General features: G+C 76.7%; 16 protein-coding genes. 11 read left to right on the forward strand and 5 right to left on the reverse strand.

The annotated features are described in order from the left end of the window. Window positions 1-135: 135 nt before the first annotated feature. A complete protein-coding gene (gene gdhA / locus ACRYMY_RS18075; RefSeq protein WP_432548608.1) occupies window positions 136-1485 on the reverse strand; it encodes an NADP-specific glutamate dehydrogenase in 1350 nt (449 codons plus the stop codon). Between the two features lie 228 nt (window positions 1486-1713). On the opposite strand from gdhA, the gene ACRYMY_RS18080 reads away from it, so the two are divergent. Continuing rightward, window positions 1714-2610 carry an SDR family oxidoreductase gene (locus tag ACRYMY_RS18080; RefSeq protein ID WP_432548609.1) on the forward strand — a complete coding sequence of 299 codons (897 nt, stop codon included), beginning with the start codon at window positions 1714-1716 and terminating at the stop codon, window positions 2608-2610. Here ACRYMY_RS18080 and ACRYMY_RS18085 read toward each other — a convergent pair. After that, window positions 2559-4574: a diguanylate cyclase domain-containing protein gene (locus ACRYMY_RS18085; protein ID WP_432548610.1), complete on the reverse strand. Its 2016-nt coding sequence runs from the start codon at window positions 4572-4574 to the stop codon at window positions 2559-2561. The two genes, ACRYMY_RS18080 and ACRYMY_RS18085, sit on opposite strands and share 52 nt — an antisense overlap. Window positions 4575-4713: 139 nt before the next feature. Here ACRYMY_RS18085 and ACRYMY_RS18090 point away from each other — a divergent pair, with 139 nt between their 5' ends. Genes ACRYMY_RS18090 through ACRYMY_RS18105 form a run of 4 tightly spaced genes read left to right on the forward strand, consistent with a single transcriptional unit; the run spans window position 4714 to window position 7794 of the window. Continuing rightward, window positions 4714-4923 (forward strand): heavy-metal-associated domain-containing protein, encoded by a 210-nt coding sequence (locus ACRYMY_RS18090; protein ID WP_432548611.1) that lies wholly within the window; start codon window positions 4714-4716, stop codon window positions 4921-4923. A gap of 41 nt (window positions 4924-4964) precedes the next feature. Continuing rightward, window positions 4965-5246, forward strand: coding sequence for a metal-sensitive transcriptional regulator (locus ACRYMY_RS18095; protein ID WP_432548612.1), 282 nt, complete (start codon window positions 4965-4967; stop codon window positions 5244-5246). Window positions 5247-5260: 14 nt separating this feature from the next. Further along, a complete protein-coding gene (locus tag ACRYMY_RS18100) occupies window positions 5261-5491 on the forward strand; it encodes a hypothetical protein (RefSeq protein WP_432548613.1) in 231 nt (76 codons plus the stop codon). Then, complete coding sequence (locus ACRYMY_RS18105) at window positions 5488-7794, forward strand: heavy metal translocating P-type ATPase (protein WP_432548614.1); 2307 nt, start codon at window positions 5488-5490, stop codon at window positions 7792-7794. The genes ACRYMY_RS18100 and ACRYMY_RS18105 overlap by 4 nt, the downstream gene beginning before the upstream one ends. Here the strand turns inward: ACRYMY_RS18105 and ACRYMY_RS18110 are convergent. Next, the gene (locus tag ACRYMY_RS18110) at window positions 7791-8846 is read right to left on the reverse strand and encodes a LacI family DNA-binding transcriptional regulator (protein ID WP_432548623.1); all 1056 of its coding nucleotides are present in this window, start codon (window positions 8844-8846) and stop codon (window positions 7791-7793) included. The two genes, ACRYMY_RS18105 and ACRYMY_RS18110, sit on opposite strands and share 4 nt — an antisense overlap. A gap of 274 nt (window positions 8847-9120) precedes the next feature. Between ACRYMY_RS18110 and ACRYMY_RS18115 the strand changes: the two genes are divergently transcribed. Further along, window positions 9121-10449 carry an extracellular solute-binding protein gene (locus tag ACRYMY_RS18115; RefSeq protein WP_432548615.1) on the forward strand — a complete coding sequence of 443 codons (1329 nt, stop codon included), beginning with the start codon at window positions 9121-9123 and terminating at the stop codon, window positions 10447-10449. Window positions 10450-10500: 51 nt separating this feature from the next. Here the strand turns inward: ACRYMY_RS18115 and ACRYMY_RS18120 are convergent, their stop codons facing one another. Beyond that, a complete protein-coding gene (locus ACRYMY_RS18120) occupies window positions 10501-11262 on the reverse strand; it encodes an SDR family oxidoreductase (protein ID WP_432548616.1) in 762 nt (253 codons plus the stop codon). Window positions 11263-11317: 55 nt separating this feature from the next. On the opposite strand from ACRYMY_RS18120, the gene ACRYMY_RS18125 reads away from it, so the two are divergent. From ACRYMY_RS18125 to ACRYMY_RS18145, 5 genes are all read left to right on the forward strand, one after another. After that, on the forward strand, window positions 11318-12124 hold the full coding sequence (locus tag ACRYMY_RS18125) for an SDR family NAD(P)-dependent oxidoreductase (RefSeq protein WP_432548617.1): 807 nt from the start codon (window positions 11318-11320) through the stop codon (window positions 12122-12124). 34 nt (window positions 12125-12158) lie between these two features. After that, window positions 12159-13364: a sensor histidine kinase gene (locus ACRYMY_RS18130; protein ID WP_432548618.1), complete on the forward strand. Its 1206-nt coding sequence runs from the start codon at window positions 12159-12161 to the stop codon at window positions 13362-13364. 42 nt (window positions 13365-13406) lie between these two features. After that, the gene (locus tag ACRYMY_RS18135) at window positions 13407-14111 is read left to right on the forward strand and encodes a response regulator (RefSeq protein ID WP_432548619.1); all 705 of its coding nucleotides are present in this window, start codon (window positions 13407-13409) and stop codon (window positions 14109-14111) included. A gap of 175 nt (window positions 14112-14286) precedes the next feature. Continuing rightward, window positions 14287-15057 carry an ABC transporter ATP-binding protein gene (locus tag ACRYMY_RS18140; RefSeq protein ID WP_432548620.1) on the forward strand — a complete coding sequence of 257 codons (771 nt, stop codon included), beginning with the start codon at window positions 14287-14289 and terminating at the stop codon, window positions 15055-15057. A 3-nt stretch (window positions 15058-15060) separates the two neighbouring features. Further along, window positions 15061-17589, forward strand: coding sequence for an ABC transporter permease (locus tag ACRYMY_RS18145; RefSeq protein WP_432548621.1), 2529 nt, complete (start codon window positions 15061-15063; stop codon window positions 17587-17589). A gap of 88 nt (window positions 17590-17677) precedes the next feature. On the opposite strand, the gene ACRYMY_RS18150 is transcribed toward ACRYMY_RS18145, so the two are convergent. Then, window positions 17678-18322, reverse strand: coding sequence for a class I SAM-dependent methyltransferase (locus tag ACRYMY_RS18150; RefSeq protein WP_432548622.1), 645 nt, complete (start codon window positions 18320-18322; stop codon window positions 17678-17680). Window positions 18323-18436: the final 114 nt, after the last annotated feature.

Raw genomic sequence — 18436 nt, forward strand, 5'->3', positions numbered from 1 at the left:
CTCGAACATCCCGCTGACCCGCGCGGAGTGGTAGGAGCTGTGCCGGGCCGCCGGCTGGCCGGACCCCTGACCCTCCGGTCCACCACCCCGCCGACCGGCCCGCCCCCGCGGGGCCGGGCCGGTCGGCGTCCTGCGTCACACCAGGCCGTGGGCGCGCATCGCGTCCGCCACCCGCAGGAAGCCGGCCACGTTCGCCCCGACCACCAGGTCCCCGGGCGAGCCGTACTCCTCGGCGGCCTCCGCGCACCGCGCGTGCACGTCCTTCATGATCTGCTCCAGACGGGCCTCGGTGTGCTCGAACGTCCAGCTGTCGCGCGAGGCGTTCTGCTGCATCTCCAGCGCGGAGGTGGCCACGCCGCCGGCGTTGGCCGCCTTCCCGGGGCCGAACGCCGTCCCCGCCGCCCGGAACACCTCCAGCGCCCCCGGCGTCGAGGGCATGTTGGCGCCCTCGGAGACGGCCACGCACCCGTTGCGGACCAGGCGCGCCGCCGCGGCCTCGTCCAGCTCGTTCTGCGTCGCCGAGGGGATGGCCACCTCGCACGGCACGTCCCAGACGGACCCGCCCACCACGTGCCGCGCCGAGCGCACGCGCTCGGCGTAGTCGGTCAGCCGCCCGCGCTCGACCTCCTTGACCCGCTGCAGCACCTCCAGGTCCAGGCCCGACTCGTCCACCACGTACCCGCCGGAGTCCGAGCACGCGACGACCGTGGCGCCCAGCTGGGTGGCCTTCTGCACGGCGTACAGGGCCACGTTGCCGGACCCGGAGACCACGACCCGGCGGCCCTCCAGCGACGTGCCGCGCGCCGCGAGCATCTCCGAGGCGAAGAAGGCGGCGCCGTAGCCGGTGGCCTCGGTGCGCACGCGCGCCCCGCCCCACGAGACGCCCTTGCCGGTCAGGACGCCGGACTCGTACCGGTTGGTGATGCGCTTGTACTGGCCGAACAGGTATCCGATCTCGCGCGCGCCGACCCCCGTGTCCCCGGCCGGGACGTCGGTGTGCTCGCCGAGGTGCCGGTACAGCTCCGTCATGAACGCCTGGCAGAAGCGCATCACCTCGGCCTCGGAGCGGCCCTTGGGGTCGAAGTCCGAGCCGCCCTTGCCGCCGCCGATGGGCATGCCCGTCAGCGCGTTCTTGAACACCTGCTCGAAGCCCAGGAACTTCACGATGCCCAGGTAGACCGAGGGGTGGAAGCGCAGGCCGCCCTTGTACGGGCCCAGCGCCGAGTTGAACTCCACCCGGAAGCCCCGGTTGACCTGGACCTCGCCGCGGTCGTCCTGCCAGACCACCCGGAAGACGACCTGGCGCTCGGGCTCGCACAGCCGCTGGACGGTCTTGAGCTCCGCGTGCTCGGGGTGCCGCTCCAGCACCGGGCCCAGGGAGTCCAGCACCTCCCGCACGGCCTGGTGGAACTCCCGCTCGGCGGGGTTGCGGCGGACGACCTCCTCGTAGACCGCCTCGACGGTCGACGTCCCGGTACGGGTCACGGCGCTGTCTCCTCGGGTTCGTGGTGCGCGTGCTGCTGCCGCACGACCCGGCCCGGCCACGTCACCGCCGTCCGGGCGGCGGTTCGCCGGCGGAGCCGAGCCTAGGGCAGCCAGTGCCGGTCGCCGCGCCGGCGCGCGTCGTGCGCCGGCCCGGCGCGAGCGCGGTTGAGGCGCGCGGTCGCGGGGTAGGGATCCGCTGAGAGCGCACCGCGACCGACGGAGGACACCGTGCCCGAGGACCAGACGCAGCAGCAGGACCCGCAGCAGCAGTACGCCAGCCCCGACAACGAGGGCGAGCAGGTCCCGCACCCGGGGCGGACGGGGGAGCTGCGCGACGAGCCCGACCACGGCGAGGAGTCCTACCGCGGCAGCGGCCGCCTGGAGGGCCGCGCGACGGTGATCACTGGCGGCGACTCCGGCATCGGCCGCGCCGTGGCGATCGCCTTCGCCCGCGAGGGCGCCGACGTGCTCATCGCGTACCTGCCCTCGGAGGAGGAGGACGCGCGCACGACCGCGCGCCACGTCGAGGAGGCCGGCCGCCGCGCCGTCACCGTGCCGGTCGACCTGACCGCCGAGGAGGCGTGCCAGGAGGTCGTCGACCGCGCCGTCGCCGAGTTCGGGCGCATCGACGTGCTGGTGAACAACGCCGCGTACCAGATGGCGCAGCCCGGCGGCATCGAGGACATCACGACCGAGCAGTTCGACCGCGTCCTCAAGACGAACCTCTACGCGATGTTCTGGCTGTGCAAGAAGGCCGTCCCGCACATGCCCGAGGGCAGCAGCATCATCAACACCTCCTCGATCCAGGCGTACCAGCCGTCCCCGCCGCTGCTGGACTACGCGACGACCAAGGCCGGCATCGTGAACTTCACCAAGGGCCTGGGGCAGGCGCTGGCCGAGAAGGGGATCCGCGTGAACTCCGTGGCGCCGGGCCCGATCTGGACGCCGCTCATCCCGGCGACCATGCCGGAGGACGCCGTCGGCAGCTTCGGCGAGGACGTGCCGCTGGGCCGCGCCGGGCAGCCCGCCGAGCTCGCGCCGGCGTTCGTGTTCTTCGCCTCGCAGGAGTCCAGCTACATCACCTCCGAGGTCCTCGGCGTCACCGGCGGCAAGCCGCTGGCCTGAGCCCGGGCGCCGCTGCGCTCTCCCGGCACCCCGGGCACCTCGTCCGCGCGCGCCCGGCGGCGCGCCTGCTTGTCCTCGTACATGGCGTCGTCGGCGGCCGTGACCAGCTGCGCCGCCCGCTCGGCGCCGTCGCCGGCGACCGGGCCGGGCGCGGCCAGCGCCACACCCGCGCTGGTGCCGATCCGGACGGTGCGGGCGGTGCCGTCGGGCCCGCGCACGGCGTGCTCGCCGGCGACGGCCTCGGCGACGCGGGCGGCGAGCAGGTGCGCGTCCGCGGGGACGGCGAGCCCCTCGGCGAGGACGACGAACTCGTCGCCGCCCCAGCGCGCGGGGGTGTCGGTGGTGCGCAGGACCGCGCGCAGGCGGGCGGCGACGGCCACCAGCAGGTCGTCGCCGGCGCGGTGGCCGAGGTCGTCGTTGACGGCCTTGAACCCGTCGAGGTCCAGGAACAGCACCGCGAGGTGGGTGCCGGTGCGCTCCTGGCGGCGCAGGCCCTCCTGCAGGGCCTGCAGGAGGGCGGCCCGGTTGGGCAGCCCCGTCAGCGCGTCGTGGGCGGCGGTGCGCCGCACCTCCTGCAGCGTGCGGGCGTTGACCAGCGCCGCCGCCGCCGGGACGGCGAGGACCTCCAGGGCCGCGAGGTCCCCCTGGTCCAGGCCGTCCGCGCCCGGCGCCACGAGCAGCGCGCCCCGCAGCCGGCCCCGGTGGCGCAGGGGCACCACGGCGCAGCCGTCCGCCGGGCCGCCGGTGCCGGCCGGTGCCGCCGCCCGGCCGGGGACGGCCAGCGCCAGCGGGGAGCCGTCGAGCGCGGCGAGGTCGCCGGTCGCGGCGCGCACCACCCACCGGTCCGCCTCGCCGCCGGCGACGCCGCCCGTGGACGCCGCGGCCGGCTCCAGCACGGCCGCCCCGGCGGCGCCGACGACCTCCCGCGCGGCGCTGCACGTGCGCGCCGCCACGGCCGCCGGCACCTGCTGCTCCTCGGCCAGCCGTGACTGCGCCCGCACGAGCGCCTCGTGGCGTTCCAGCGCCGCCGCCGCGCGCGCGGCCGCCCGGTGGTGCCCGGACACGTCGGTCATGGCGACGACGGCTCCGCCGACGGTCCCGTCGGCGCGCCGCAGCGGGCGCGCGGTCGCCTCGACGTGGCGGGCGGGCCGGCCGGGCGCGGCGATGACGAACGGGAACCGGTCGACCGGCCCGCCGCGCAGGGCCCGCAGCAGCGGCACGTCCCGCGGCGCCAGCGCGGCGCCGCCGTCGGCGGTGCGCAGGTCGTAGCGCACCGGCAGGTCGGCCGGCTCCGCGCCCGGGTCGGCGTCGACGCCGTGCCAGGCGCGCGCGGTCCGGTTGAACAGCGTGAGGTGACCGTCCGCGTCGCAGGCGACGATGCCGACGTCCACGGTGTCCAGCAGGGTGGCGGCCAGCACGCGCCGCTCCTCGGCCAGGGCCGCCAGCTCGGCGCCCCGGCGCGCGTCCCGGCGCCGCTCCAGCAGGGCGACGACGACGGCGGCCAGCCCGCGCAGCGCGTCGGCCTGCCGCTCGTCCAGCCGCCCGGGCTCGGTGTCGAAGACGCACAGGGCGCCGAGGACGTGCCCGTCGGGAGCGGTGAGGGGCACGGAGGCGTAGAAGCGCACCCGTGCGGCGCGCCCGTCCACCCACGGCGTGGCCGCGTACTCGGGGACGAGGCGGGCGTCGGGCAGGTGCACCAGGGGCTCGCCCGAGCCCACCGCCAGGTGGCACATCGACTCCGACAGGGGGCTGTCCACGCCGCGGAAGCCGACCGTGCTCACCTGGCACATGCGGGTGCCGTCGAACAGGTTCAGCGTGGCGGTGGGCACGCCGGCGACCACGGCGGCGGCGCGCACGACGGCGTCCAGCTCGTCGCCGGCGGGGCGGTCGAGCGCGTCGTAGCGCTCGTGCTCGGAGACCTCGGCGACCTGGTCGTGCGCGCCGCCGCTGCTGGACGTGGACACGTGCTGGTGATCGGCAGTCGCCGCCCACGCCTTGAGGGCCGGTGCTCCGGGCGGCACCGGGAACAGCGCGGGGGTACCGTGCGTTCTCGTACCGGGTACCCCCAGGGGGTACCTCCACGACACCGGGAGGACGAGCACCGTGAGCACCACCGAGTACACCGTCAGCGGCATGACCTGCGACCACTGCGCCCGCGCCGTCACCGCCGAGGTGAGCGCCGTCCCGGGCGTGCGCGGCGTCTCGGTCGACGTCGCCGCCGGCCGCGTGGCGGTCGAGGCCGACGGGCCGGTCGACGCCGCCGCCGTGGCCGCGGCGGTCGAGGAGGCCGGCTACGAGGTCGTCGGCGCCTGACGCGCCGCACCCGCACGAGCACGAGCGCCGAGGAGGGGACGATGGCCGGCTACACCCACGCCAAGGACGAGCACCTGCAGCGGCTGCGCCGCATCGAGGGTCAGGTCCGCGGCCTGCAGCGGATGGTCGAGGAGGACAAGTACTGCATCGACGTCCTCACCCAGGTGTCGGCGGTGACCCGCGCCCTGCAGTCGTTCTCGCTCGGCCTGCTCGACGAGCACCTGGCCGGTTGCGTGGTCGACGCCGCCGCGCGCGGCGGGCCCGAGGCCGAGGCCAAGGTGCGCGAGGCGTCCGAGGCGATCGCCCGCCTGGTGCGGTCCTGAGGCGGGGAGGAGCTGTGCGCACCCCCCTCAAGCTCGCCGCGTTCGGCGGTGCCGCGGCCGTCGCGTTCGGCGCGGCCTTCGGTGTCGGCGCCGCCACCGGCGGACCGGCCGGTCCCGCGCCGGCCCCGGTGCACGACACCACGACCGAGGACCACGGCGAGGACCACGGCCGGGTGGCCGGGGCCCCGTCCGGCGGGCCGGCCGTCGTCCCCGCGACCGTCACCGCACGAGGAGCCACCCGATGAGCCCGGAGACGTCCGCCCCCGCGGGCGACCAGCGCGAGCTGGTGCTGTCGATCGGCGGGATGACCTGCGCCAGCTGCGCGAACCGCGTCGAGAAGAAGCTCAACAAGCTCGACGGCGTCAGCGCGAGCGTGAACTACGCGACCGAGAAGGCCAGGGTGACCTGGGCCGGCGACCTGGGCCCGCAGGACCTCGTGGCCGCCGTCGAGGCCGCCGGGTACACCGCGGAACTGCCCGCGCCGCGCGTGCCGCTGCCCAGCAGCGGCGAGCTGGCCGGCGCGGACACCGGCACCGGTCTGGAACCGGCCGGGCAGGACCCGGCCGCCGACCTGCGCCGCCGGGTGACGATCAGCGCGCTGCTGAGCGCACCGGTCGTCGTGATGGCGATGGTCCCGGCCCTGCAGTTCACGTACTGGCAGTGGCTCAGCTTCGCCCTCGCCGGGCCGGTGGTGCTGTGGGCCGGTGCGCCGTTCCACCGCGCCGCGTGGGTCAACCTCAAGCACGGCGCGGCGACGATGGACACCCTCGTCTCCACGGGCACGCTCGCGGCGTTCGCCTGGTCGACGTACGCGCTGTTCCTCGGCACGGCCGGTGAACCGGGGATGACGCACCCCTTCGAGCTGACCGTCAGCCGCACGGACGGCAGCGGAGACGTCTACCTGGAGGTCGCGGCCGGCGTCACCACGTTCCTCCTGCTCGGGCGCTGGGTCGAGGCCCGCTCCAAGCGCCGCGCGGGCGCCGCGCTGCGGGCGCTGCTGGAGCTGGGCGCCAAGGACGTCGCCGTCCTGCGCGACGGGCGCGAGGAACGCGTCCCCGTCGAGCAGCTCGCCGTCGGGGACCTGTTCGTCGTGCGCCCCGGGGAGAAGGTCGCCACCGACGGCACCGTCGAGGAGGGCACCTCCGCGCTCGACGTGAGCACGCTGACGGGGGAGTCCGTGCCCGTCGAGGTCGGCCCCGGCGACGCCGTCGTCGGCGCGACCGTCAACGCCGGCGGCCGCCTCGTCGTGCGGGCCACCCGGGTCGGCGCGGACACCCAGCTCGCGCAGATGGCCAAGCTCGTCGAGGACGCCCAGAACGGCAAGGCGCGGGTCCAGCGCCTGGCGGACCGGGTCTCCGGCGTCTTCGTCCCCGTCGTCGTCCTGGTCGCCGCCGCGACCCTCGGGTTCTGGACCGGCGCGGGCGAACCGCTGAGCGTCGCGTTCACCGCCGCCGTCGCCGTCCTGATCATCGCCTGCCCGTGCGCGCTGGGCCTGGCGACGCCGACCGCGCTGCTGGTCGGGACCGGCCGCGGCGCCCAGCTGGGCATCCTCGTCAAGGGCCCGGAGGTGCTGGAGTCCACGCGCCGGATCGACACGGTCGTGCTCGACAAGACCGGCACCGTGACCACCGGGCGGATGACCCTGCGCGACGTCGTCCCCGCCGACGGCGTCGACCGGGCGGAGCTGCTGCGCCTGGCCGGCGCCCTCGAGGCCGCCTCGGAGCACCCGATCGCGCGTGCGGTCGCGGCCGGTGCCGCCGCCGAGACCGGCGACCTGCCACCGGTGGCGGACTTCCAGAACCTCGAGGGGCTCGGTGTGCAGGGCGTCGTCGACGGCCGCGCCGTCGTCGTCGGCCGCGCCCGGCTCCTGGAGCAGTGGTCGCAGCACCTCCCCGCCGAGCTGGCGGCCGCCAAGACCACCGCCGAGCGGGGGGGTGGCACCGCCGTCGCCGTCGGCTGGGACGGGCGGGCCCGCGGCGTGCTCGTCGTCGCCGACGCCGTCAAGCCCACCAGCGCCGAGGCGGTCGCCCAGCTGCGCGCGCTGGGGCTGCGGCCCGTCCTGCTGACCGGCGACAACGAGACCGTCGCCCGCGCCGTCGCCGCCGAGGTCGGCGTCGACGAGGTGATCGCCGAGGTGCTGCCCGCGGACAAGGTCGAGGTCGTCGAACGGTTGCAGGCCGCGGGCCGGACCGTCGCCGTGGTCGGTGACGGCGTCAACGACGCGGGCGCGCTCGCCCGGGCCGACCTGGGCCTGAGCATGGGCACCGGCACCGACGTCGCCATCGAGGCCGGCGACCTCGTCCTGGTCCGCGGCGACCTGCGCGCCGCCGCCGACGCCGTCCGGCTGTCCCGGCGCACCCTGCGCACGATCGAGCAGAACCTGGTGTGGGCGTTCGCCTACAACACCGCCGCGGTGCCGCTGGCGGCGGCCGGCCTGCTCAACCCGATGATCGCCGGTGCGGCGATGGCGCTCTCGTCCGTCTCCGTGGTCGCGAACAGCCTGCGGCTGCGCGGGTTCCGCGGCTCCGGCGGCGCGCGCCGCTCCTAGCGGGCGCCGGCCCGCGCGTGGCGGGCCGCGCCCGCGCGCACGGGCTGCTCGCGGCGGGTGGACTCCCGCTCGACGACGGTGTGGGAGACGGTGACGTCCTGCGGCGGGGCGTCGGGGGCCGCGATGCGCCGGGTCAGCAGGCGCACGGCGTGGTCGACGATCGCCTGGTGGTCCGGAGCCACCGTGGACAGCGACGGCACGTGGTACCGGGCGTCCTCGACGTCGTCGAAACCCACGACGAGGACGTCCTCCGGCACGCGCACGCCGTGGTCGGCCAGCCCGCGCACCACGCCGAAGGCGAGCGTGTCGGTGACGCAGAAGACGCCGTCGGGTCGCTCGGGCAGCGCCAGGAGCTGCTGGGCGCAGCGCACGCCGGCCTCCTGGGTCGTGCCGGCGTGGGTCGCCACGGCGCTGGCCCCGGCCTCCTGCGCGACGCGGCGGAAACCCTCCGCGCGCAGGGAGAACGCCGCGCCCTCGGGCAGGGTGGCCGTCGCCAGCGCGTCCAGGGGCGGCGAGCCCACGATCGCCAGGCGGCGGCAGCCGCGCTCGACGAGCAGGCGGGTCGCGGACTCGGCGCCCTCGACGTTGGGCATGCTCACGTGGTCGACGGTCTGGTGCAGCTCCTGCTCGCCCAGCACGACGACGGGGACCTCCCGGCTGAGCGCGTTGATCTCCCGCTCGGTCAGGCCGAGGGCGGCGATGACCAGGCCGTCGTAGGCGTTGAGGCGGGAGTCGCGGAACGCGGCGAGCTCGCCCTCGCGGCTGGCGTGCGTCTCCTCCACGACGGTCGCCAGGCCCGCCTGGGCGAAGCCCCGCACCAGGCGGTGGCTCAGCTGGCTGTAGTAGTGGCTGTCCAGGGTGGGGACCGCGATGCCCACGACGCCGGTGCGGCCCTGGCGCAGGCTGCGCGCGGCCACGTTCACCTGGTAGCCCAGCCGCTCCACCGTCTCCATGACCAGCTGGCGGGTCTGCTCGCTGACGGGTCTCTTGCCGGTGAGGGCGTTGGAGACCGTCATGGGCGAGACGCCGGCCTCCGCCGCCACGTCGCGCATGGTGACCACGTCGCACCTCCTCCTGGGGCCGCCCGACGGTCCGTCGGGCGGGCCGCGCTCGCGGTCCCCGCACCGTCCGGTCCTCAGGACGACGGTAGCGCCACCGCCGTCCGGGGCCCTGCGCGCGGGAGTCCTTGACACGGCTCCCGCCGCTGCCGACTATAACGATAAGAGCCGGCTCGTCCGGGTCCACCGACGGTGGTGGCCCCTGGTCGCGCGGCCACCGACCCGAACCCGCGGCGCTGGCGCCGCGCGCAGCGCACCGGAGATCCTCGTGACCAGCTCGCCGGCCTCCCGCCGCTCCTTCCTCACCCTGGCCCTCGCCACGCCGCTGACCGCGGCGGCCCTGACCTCCTGCGGCGGTTCCTCCGGACCGGGGGAGGCGGCCGAGGGCGGGGCGAGCATGTGGATCCTCACCGGCCAGCCGGGCGAGGGGATCCGCACCGACGCCGTCGACGCGTTCAACGCGGCGAACGAGGACGCCGCGATCGCCCTGACCGCGTTCCAGAACGACGCCTACAAGACGAAGATCCGCACCGCGATGGGCGCCGACCAGGCGCCGACGATCCTGCCGAGCTGGGGCGGCGGCGGCCTGCGCGACTACGTGCGCAACGACAAGGTCGAGGACCTCACCGGGTTCTTCGAGGAGAACACCGAGCTGCGGGACAAGCTGTTCCCCAGCGCCTTCGCCGCCGCGACCGTCGACGACCGCGTCTACGCGGTGCCGTGCGAGGCGGTCACCCCGATCGTCCTCTACTACAACAGGGCCGTGTTCGAGCAGGTCGGCGCGCAGCCGCCGGCCACGTGGGACGAGCTGATGGCGCTGGTCCCGGTGTTCAACGACGCCGGCATCGCCCCCATCTCGCTCGGCGGGCAGTCGCGCTGGACGAACATGATGTGGCTGGAGTACCTGTACGACCGCATCGGCGGCGCCGAGCTGTTCCAGTCCATCTACGACGGCGAGCCCGACGCGTGGTCGCAGCCCGCCTCGATCGACGCGCTCACCAAGACGCAGGAGCTCGTCGAGGCCGGGGGTTTCGTCACCGGATTCGCCTCCATCGCGGCGGACACCAACGCCGACCAGGCCCTGCTCTACACCGGCCGGGCCGCGATGATGCTGCACGGCGCGTGGACGTACGGGTCGATGAAGGCCGACGGCGGCGACTTCGTCACCGGCGGCGACCTCGGCTGGATGACGTTCCCCACCGTCGAGGGCGGCGCGGGCGACCCCAGCGCGACCGTCGGCAACCCCTCCGGGTACTACGCGGTGGCCGCCAGCGCCACCGACGAGGAGAAGGAGGCGGCCAAGAAGTTCCTGGCCGAGGGCCTGGTCACCGACGCCACCACGCAGGCGTGGATCGAGAGCGGGTCGGTGCCGATCGTCCTGGGTTCCGACAGCCAGTTCGAGGGCTCCGAGGACGCCGAGTGGCTGCAGTTCGTCTACGACCTGGCCTCCGGCGCCTCCACGTTCCAGCAGTCCTGGGACCAGGCGCTGTCGCCGACGGCCGCCGACAAGCTGCTGGAGAACATCGAGCGGCTGTTCAACCTGTCGATCACGCCGCAGCAGTTCGCCGACGAGATGAACACCACCCTGGAGGCCTGAACCCCGGGGCCCCGCTCCGGCCGCCCCCGCCAGGTGGCGGCCGGAGCCGCGTCACCCCCGGACGACGGGGGAGACGACCAGCTCGTCCACCCGCACGTGCGCGGGGGCGTCCAGCACGAACTGCACGGTGCCGGCCACGTCGGCCGGTGTCAGCATGACGGCGCGGGCGGCGGCATCGGGCACCTGCGGGCGCTGGTCGAGGAAGTCCGTGGCGATGTCGCCCGGGCACAGGTGGCAGGCGCGCACCCCGTGCGGCGCCTCCTGCTCGTTGAGGGTGCGCACCAGCGCGCCCAGCGCCGTCTTGCTGGCCGAGTAGGCCACCCCCGCGCCGGGGGAGGGCCGCCAGGCGGCGATGGAGGACACCACCACGACGACGCCGCCGGTGCGGCGCAGGTCCGGCAGGGCGGCGTCCACCACGGTGACCGGCGCCGACAGGTTCGTGGCGATGACGTCGTGGACCTCGCGCACGTCCTGGTCGTCCCAGCGCCGCCGCGGGGTGTTCAGCCCGGCCGCCAGCACCAGGGCGTCCAGCCGCCCGAACCGCTCGACGACGGCGCGGCGGGCGGCGGCCACCGCGTCGACGTCCTGCACGTCCAGGGTCAGGGCCAGCGCGTCCCCGCCCGCGCCGGCGACCTCGGCCGCGACCTCCTCCAGCGGACCGGGCCGGCGCCCGCTGACGGCGACGGACCAGCCCGCCGCGGCCGCCGACAGCGCGACCGCGCGGCCGACCCCGCTGCCGCCGCCGGTGACCCACACCACCCGCCCGTCCCGCTCCCGCACCGCCGCTTCCGGTTCCCCGCTCGCTACGCTCACGGTGCGACATCATGCCCGCCGGGTGCCGGCCGGGCACCGGGGCGAGGAGGCCGACGTGCACCTGGACCTGTCCGACCGCGTCGTCGTCGTCACCGGCGCCGCCCGCGGGATCGGCCGCACGGTGGCCGCCCGCTTCGCCGCCGAGGGCGCCCGGGTGGCCTCCTTCGACCTCGCGCCCGACCCCGACCCGGTGCCCGGCGTCGAGCAGGTCGCCTGCGACGTCGTCGACCCCGCCTCGGTGGACCGGGCCGTCGAGCGGGTCGTGCAGCGCCACGGCACCCTCGACGTGCTCGTCAACAACGCCGGCGTCAACGTCGAGGGGCAGGTCGCCGACCTCACGTGGGAGCGCTGGCGCACCTGCCTGGACGTCAACGCCGGCGGCACGTTCCTCGTCAGCCGGGCCGCCGCCGAGGTGATGAAGCGCGCCGGGCGCGGCCGCATCCTCAACGCCGCCTCGTTCGCGGCCGTCGTGCCCAGCGTCGGCAGCGCCGCCTACGCGGCGTCCAAGGCCGCCGTCGTGGCGTTCACCCGCGTCCTGGCCTCCGAGCTGGGCCCGTGGGGCATCACCGTGAACGCCTACGCGCCCGGCATGGTCCCCACCGCCATGAACGGCTTCGCCGACATGGACCCGGCCGCCCAGGAGCGCCTGCTGGACACGCTGTCCCTGCGCCGCTGGGAGAGCGCCGACGACGTCGCCGACCTGCTGCTGTTCCTGGCCAGCGACGCCGCGTCCTACATCACCGGCACCCTGGTCGACGTCTCCGGCGGGAAGCTGGCCACGCAGTTCCCCGCCCGCGCCCACGAGGCCGCCCGGGCCGCGGGTCAGACCCCGGGCCGAGGCGGGGCTGGTCCCGCGGGCTGACGACCGCGCGCGGCGCGGCTCCTACGCTCGTGCGGTGCCGCTCCAACCGACCCAGTACCCGCAGCACCCGCAGGACGTCTTCGACCGGTTCGTCGCCTGGACGCGGGCCAACGCCCTGCTCCTCGACGTGCTGGGCGCGGCGCTGCTCACGCTGGTGTGCGCGGGCCTGGCGACGGCCACCGGGCCCGGCGCCGTCCTCGTCAGCGTCCTGATGTGCGCGCCGCTGGCGCTGCGCCGGGCCCGGCCGGAGGTCTCCGGCGCGCTGGTGGCCACCGGTGGCCTGCTGCAGACGGTCCTGTCGAACGACCCGCTGCCCGCCAACGCCGCGGTGCTCGTCGCGCTGTACTCCCTGGCCGCCTACGCCGCCCCGTGGGCCGCGCGCGGCGGGTTGCTGCTGGGGCTGGCGGGCGCGCTCATCGCCCCGGTGCGCTACGTGCTGCTGACGTGGGGCTACGCCGACCCGGCCTCCCTCCTGGCCGCCGTCGCGTTCCTCGCCGTCCTCGTCGTGGCCACCTGGCTGCTGGGCAGCCTGCGCCGGGCGTTCCGCACCAACGAGGTGGCGCTGCGCGAGCGCGCGCGGCTGCTGGAGAACGAGCGGGAGAACGAGTCGCGGCTGGCCGCGACCGCCGAGCGCCAGCGCATCGCCAGAGAGATGCACGACGTCGTCGCCCACTCCCTGTCGGTGATCATCGCCCAGGCCGACGGCGGGCGGTACGCGGCGGCCGCGAACCCCGCCGCGGCCGCCGAGGTCCTCGGGACGATCTCGGCGACCGGCCGGCAGGCGCTGGCCGACATGCGCAACCTCCTGGGCGTCCTGCGCCAGGGGCCCGGCGACGAGCGGGCGCCGCAGCCGGACGCCGCGCGCATCGGCGACCTCGTGGAGCAGGTGCGCGCCAGCGGTCTGGACGTCTCCCTCGACGTCGTCGGCGAGCCGCGCGAGCTGCCGCCGGCCGTCGGGCTGGCCGCCTACCGGATCGTGCAGGAGTCCCTCACCAACGTCCTCAAGCACGCCGGTCCCGCCGCCCGCGCGCAGGTGCAGGTGCGCTGGGACGCCGACGCCCTGCGCCTGGGCGTCGACGACGACGGCCGCGGCGCCGCCGCGGTGCCGCCGGCGGCACCGGGCGGGCAGGGGCTGCTGGGGATGGCCGAGCGCGCGCGCCTGCACGGCGGCAGCGCCTCGGCCGGGCCCCGTCCCGGCGGCGGGTTCCGCGTCCGTGCGACGCTGCCGTACACGTCCTGACCCGCCTCGTCCGCGCCCGTCCCGCACCGCCCCGGAGGTCCCGTGCCCGCCGTCCGCGTAGTCCTCGTCGACGACCAGCAGCTCGTCCGCGCGGGGTTCCGCATGGTCATCGACTCCCAGCCCGACCTGGAGGTCGTCGGCGAGGCCTCCGACGGCCTGGCCGCCGTCGCGCTGGTCGAGCGCACCGACTGCGACGTGGTCCTCATGGACGTGCGCATGCCCGGCGTCGACGGCATCGAGGCCACCCGGCGCCTCACGGCGGCCGCGCTGCCGCAGGGGCGGACCGCGCCCCGCGTCGTCGTGCTCACCACGTTCGACCTCGACGAGTACGTCGTGGCCGCCATCGCCGCCGGCGCCAGCGGTTTCCTGCTCAAGGACGCCCCGCCGGAGGAGATGCTCGCCGCCGTGCGCACCGTCCACGCCGGGGACGCCGTCATCGCCGCCAGCTCCACCCGCCGGCTGCTGCAGCACGTCGGTCCGCTCCTGCGCGCCGAACCCTCGGCCGCGCCGGAGACCCGCCTGCCCGACGACCTCACCCCGCGCGAGCTGGAGGTGCTGGAGTGCATGGCGCACGGGCTGACGAACGGCGAGATCGCCGCCCGGTTCGTCGTCTCCGAGGCCACCGTCAAGACGCACGTCGGGCGGGTGCTGGCCAAGACCGGTTCGCGCGACCGCGTGCAGGCCGTCGTCCTGGCCTACACCGCCGGGCTCGTGCAGCCCGGTGACGTGCTGCGCGACGCGCGCTGAGGCCCGCCGCGCGTCCACCCGCGGGAGGACGCCGGCGAGGACGCCTCCACCGCCGGGGCGACGCGCGGGCCGCGCGGAGATCCGCTCGGCGCCCGACGCGGCACCGGGCACGGAGTTCCTACCGTCGGAGGACGGCCACCGGGCACCCGGCGGCCGCGACCCGAGGAGGAGACCCGTGCCCGTACCGCGACCCGTCCCGTCGCCGGAGGTGCTGCGCGCCGGCGCGCCCGCCGTGCGCGCCACCGGCCTGCGCAAGACGTACGGCCGCGGGGACGCCGCCGTCCACGCCCTCGCCGGCGTCGACGTGGAGTTCGCCCGCGGTGAGTTCACCGCCATCATGGGCCCGTCGGGTTCCGGCAAGTCCACGCTCATGCACTGCCTGGCCGGTCTGGACACCGCGACCGCCGGGCGGGTGTTCCTCGGCGACACCGAGCTCACCGCGCTGCGCGACGCCGAGCTGACCCGGCTGCGCCGCGACCGCGTCGGTTTCGTGTTCCAGTCGTTCAACCTGCTGCCCGTGCTGACCGCGGGGGAGAACCTCGTCCTGCCGCTGCAGCTGGCCGGGCGCACCCCCGACCGCGCCTGGCACGAGGAGGTCGTCACCCGCCTCGGCCTGCGCGAACGCCTGCGGCACAAGCCGTCCGAGCTGTCCGGCGGGCAGCAGCAGCGCGTCGCGGTGGGCCGGGCCCTGCTGCCACGGCCCGACGTCGTGTTCGCCGACGAACCCACCGGGAACCTCGACTCGCGCGCCGGCGCGGAGGTGCTGGGCCTGCTGCGCGCCAGCGTCCGCGAGTTCGGGCAGACCGTCGTCATGGTCACCCACGACCCCGTGGCCGCCGGGTACGCCGACCGCGTCGTGCTGCTGGCCGACGGCCGGCTGGCCGGCGGGCTGACCGATCCCACGCCCGACGACGTCCTCGACGCCCTGCGCACCCTGGGGGCCTGAACCGTGCTGCGGACCACCCTGGCGCAGCTGCGCGCCCACGGCGCCCGCGTCCTCGCCTCCTGCCTGGCCGTCGTCATCGCGGTCGCGTTCGTCGTGGCGACCCTGGTGCTCAACGCCTCCGCGGGCGCCAGCCTGCTCGACGCCGTCGGCAAGCCGTTCACCTCCGCGGCCGCCGTCGTCACCCCCGTGGAGGGGACGGACCTGGACGGCGACCCGGCCGCCACCGGCGCCGCCCTGCGGGCCGCGGAACGGAGCCTGCGCGAACTGCCCGCCGGGCAGGTGGCGCAGGTCGCCGCCGACCGCTCCACGGGCGTGCAGGTGCAGCTGCCCGGGCGCACGGGCAGCACGTACGCCCAGGCCGACGCGGTCACCGCGCCCGGCCCCCTGCGCTGGGAGGACGTGCTCGCCGGCCGGCTGCCCGCCACCGCCGGCGAGGTCGCCGTCAGCGAGCGAACCGGCGCCGCCGTGGGCGACGAGCTGAGCGTCACCGTCCTGCCGTCGTCGGAGGACGCCCGGGAGTTCACCGAGCGGGTCCGCGTCGTCGGCGTCGTCGACCTCACCGGCGACCCGACCGCCCGCTACGCGGGGCGGGTGTTCGCCACCGACGAGCAGCTGCGCACCTGGGACGCGCCCGTGACGCGGCTGCGGGCGGCCGCGGCCGGCGGCGCGGCCGCGGGCCCGGCGGCCGAGGCGGTCCTCGACGCGGTCGCCGCCGCCCTGCCGGGGGAGCTAACCGCGGTGAGCGGCCGGGAGGCCGCCGAGGAGCGGGCGTCGGCGTTCACCGGCGACGCCGCCGCCCTGACCTCCGTGCTGCTCGTCTTCGGCGCGGTCGCCGTCCTCGTGGCGGGCCTGGTCATCGCGAACACGTTCGCGGTCCTGCTGGCCCAGCGCACCCGCGACCTGGCGCTGCTGCGCTGCGTGGGCGCCACCCGCGCCCAGGTGTCCCGCTCGGTGCTCCTGGAGGCCCTCGTCGTCGGGGCGCTGGCCTCGCTGGCGGGCGCGGCGGCCGGGACGGGCCTGGCGGCGGTGGTGGCGCGCGTCGCCGCGGACGCCGACTCGCCCGTCCCGCTGGGCACCCTGCAGGTGCCGGTGCACGCCCTCGTCGCCGGTGTCGTGGTCGGCACCGTCGTGACGGTCCTGGCCGCGCTGGCGCCCGCCCGCGCCGCCACCCGCGTGGCGCCGCTGGCCGCGCTGCGCCCGCTGGCGCCCGCCCCGGTCCGCTCGCGCGGCGGGCTGCTGCGCCTGGTCGCCGGCGTCGCGCTCACCGTGCCGTCCGCCGCGGCCCTGGTGCTGTTCTCCACCCGCGGCGCGCTGGAGCCGGCCGTGCTGGCCGGGGCGGTCAGCTTCGTCGGCGTCGTCCTGCTCGGCCAGCGCCTCGTGCCCGCGGCCGTGGGGCTGGCCGGGCGGCTGGTGCGCGGCGCGGGGGTCCCGGCGCGGCTGGCCGCCGGCAACGCGGTGCGCAACCCCCGCCGCACGGCCGCCACGGCGACCGCGCTGCTCATCGGCGTCACCCTCACCACCGCGATGGTCGTGGGCGCCTCCTCCACCCGCGCCACCGCCGGCGACCTGCTGGAGGCCGGCTACCCCACGGACGTCGTCGTCTCCTCGTGGGAGGAGCCCGTCGACGACGCCCTGCTGGAGCAGCTGCGGACCCTGCCCGGGGTGGCGGGGGCGGTCCCGGTGCTGGAGGGCGAGGTGGAGCTGAGCACCGGCGGGAGCACGTCCGCGGCGGGCGTCGACACCGCGGCGGCCGCCGGCGTGGTCCGCTCGCAGCAGCGCGCGCCGCTGCCCGGCCCCGGCGAGGTCGTCGTGTCCGGGTACTCCGCCGAAGTCCTCGGCCTGGCCGACGGGCAGAGCGTGGGGGTGTCCGCGCCCGGCGGTGCGCCCGTGCAGCTGCGCGTGGTCGTCGCCCCCGACTCCGAGCAGGGCACGCTGCTGCGCGCGGAGGACCTGCTGCGCGCCGACCCGGACGCGCCGGTGTCCACCGCGTGGCTGCGCCTGGACGCCGCCCTGGACGCCGACGCGCAGGGCCGCGTCGTCGACGAGGTCACCGAGGTCGTCGCCGGGGCACTGCCCAGCAGCGGCGTCAGCGGTGTCGTGGCCGTGCGCACCGCCTTCGACCAGGTCCTGACGACGATGCTGCTGGTCGTCACCGGCCTGCTCGGGGTGGCCGTCCTCATCGCCCTGCTGGGCGTCGGCAACACCCTGGCCCTGTCGGTCGTCGAGCGCCGGCAGGAGTCCGGTCTGCTGCGCGCCCTCGGGCTGACCCGCGGCCAGCTGCGCGCCCTGCTGGCCTGGGAGGCGCTGCTCGTGGCAGGGGTCGCCGGGGTGCTCGGCGTCGTGCTGGGCACCGCCTACGGGCTGGCGGGCACCTCCTCGGTGCTCTCCGCGGAGGGCCCCGTCGTGCTCGACGTCCCGTGGGCGCAGGTCGCCGGGATCGTCGCCGTCGCGGCGCTCGCGGGCGTGCTGGCCTCGGTCCTGCCGGCGCGCCGGGCCGCGCGCACCTCGCCCGTGGCGGCCATCGCCGACTGAGCGCCGCGCGCGGGTCGGCGTGCGGAGGCCCCGCGCCCGTCCCGGGTGCGGGGCCTTCGCACGCGCCGTGTCAGCCGTGTCAGCCGGGTCAGCCGCGGCGGCGGGCGAACAGGGTGGAGTCGTCGACGTCGAACGTGCGCCCGTCGTGGACGACGGTGCGCGGGCGCTGCTCCACGACGAGCACCTCGAACCCCTCCGGCAGGGCGGGGACGAGGTCCTGCGCCAGCCACATCGCCCGCACCTTCGCCGCGTCGAGCTGGGTGTGGTGCTGCGAGGGGGAGTGGCCGACGACGAGCAGGTGACCGCCGGGGGCGACGGCCGCGGCCAGGCGGCGCACGACGTCGGCCATCCCCGCGTCCGGCGGGTGCAGGAAGTGCGTCGTCACCAGGTCCCACGTGCGCCCGCCCGCGTCGAACTCGCGGGCGTCGACCCGCCACCGGTCGAGGCGGTCGGCGACCCCGGCCTGCTCGGCGTGGCGGGCCGCGCGCGCCAGCCCGTTCTCGGAGAAGTCGGCGCCGGTGACCCGCCAGCCGCGCTGCGCCAGCCACACGACGTCGCCGCCCTCGCCGCAGCCGACGTCCAGGGCGGTGCCGGGCGCCAGGCCGGCGGCCAGGTCGACCAGCTGCGCGTTGGGCGCGCCGCTCCACCAGGTGCCCTCGCCGGCGTAGCGGCGTTCCCAGGACGCCGGTTCGAAGTAGTCCTCCGGGACGTGCTCCGCGCTGTGCTCGCTCACCCCGGCAGCGTGCGGGGTCCCGCGGCGCCGGGGCCAGCGCTGTTGCCACCTCGGCAAACCTGCCCGGACCGGCTCCTGGCGCGCTCACCACCCCTCCCGCCGCCGGGAGGGGTG

Origin of the sequence: Kineococcus haloalkalitolerans (assembly GCF_050871905.1) — a bacterium.
GTDB lineage: Bacteria > Actinomycetota > Actinomycetes > Actinomycetales > Kineococcaceae > Kineococcus.

Bases quoted from the DNA above. Each gene is read 5' to 3' on its own strand.
- ACRYMY_RS18095 (WP_432548612.1), top strand. From the start codon at position 4,965: ATGGCCGGCTACACCCACGCCAAGGACGAGCACCTGCAGCGGCTGCGC.
- ACRYMY_RS18105 (WP_432548614.1), top strand. From the start codon at position 5,488: ATGAGCCCGGAGACGTCCGCCCCCGCGGGCGACCAGCGCGAGCTGGTG.
- ACRYMY_RS18110 (WP_432548623.1), bottom strand. From the start codon at position 8,846: ATGCGCGACGTGGCGGCGGAGGCCGGCGTCTCGCCCATGACGGTCTCC.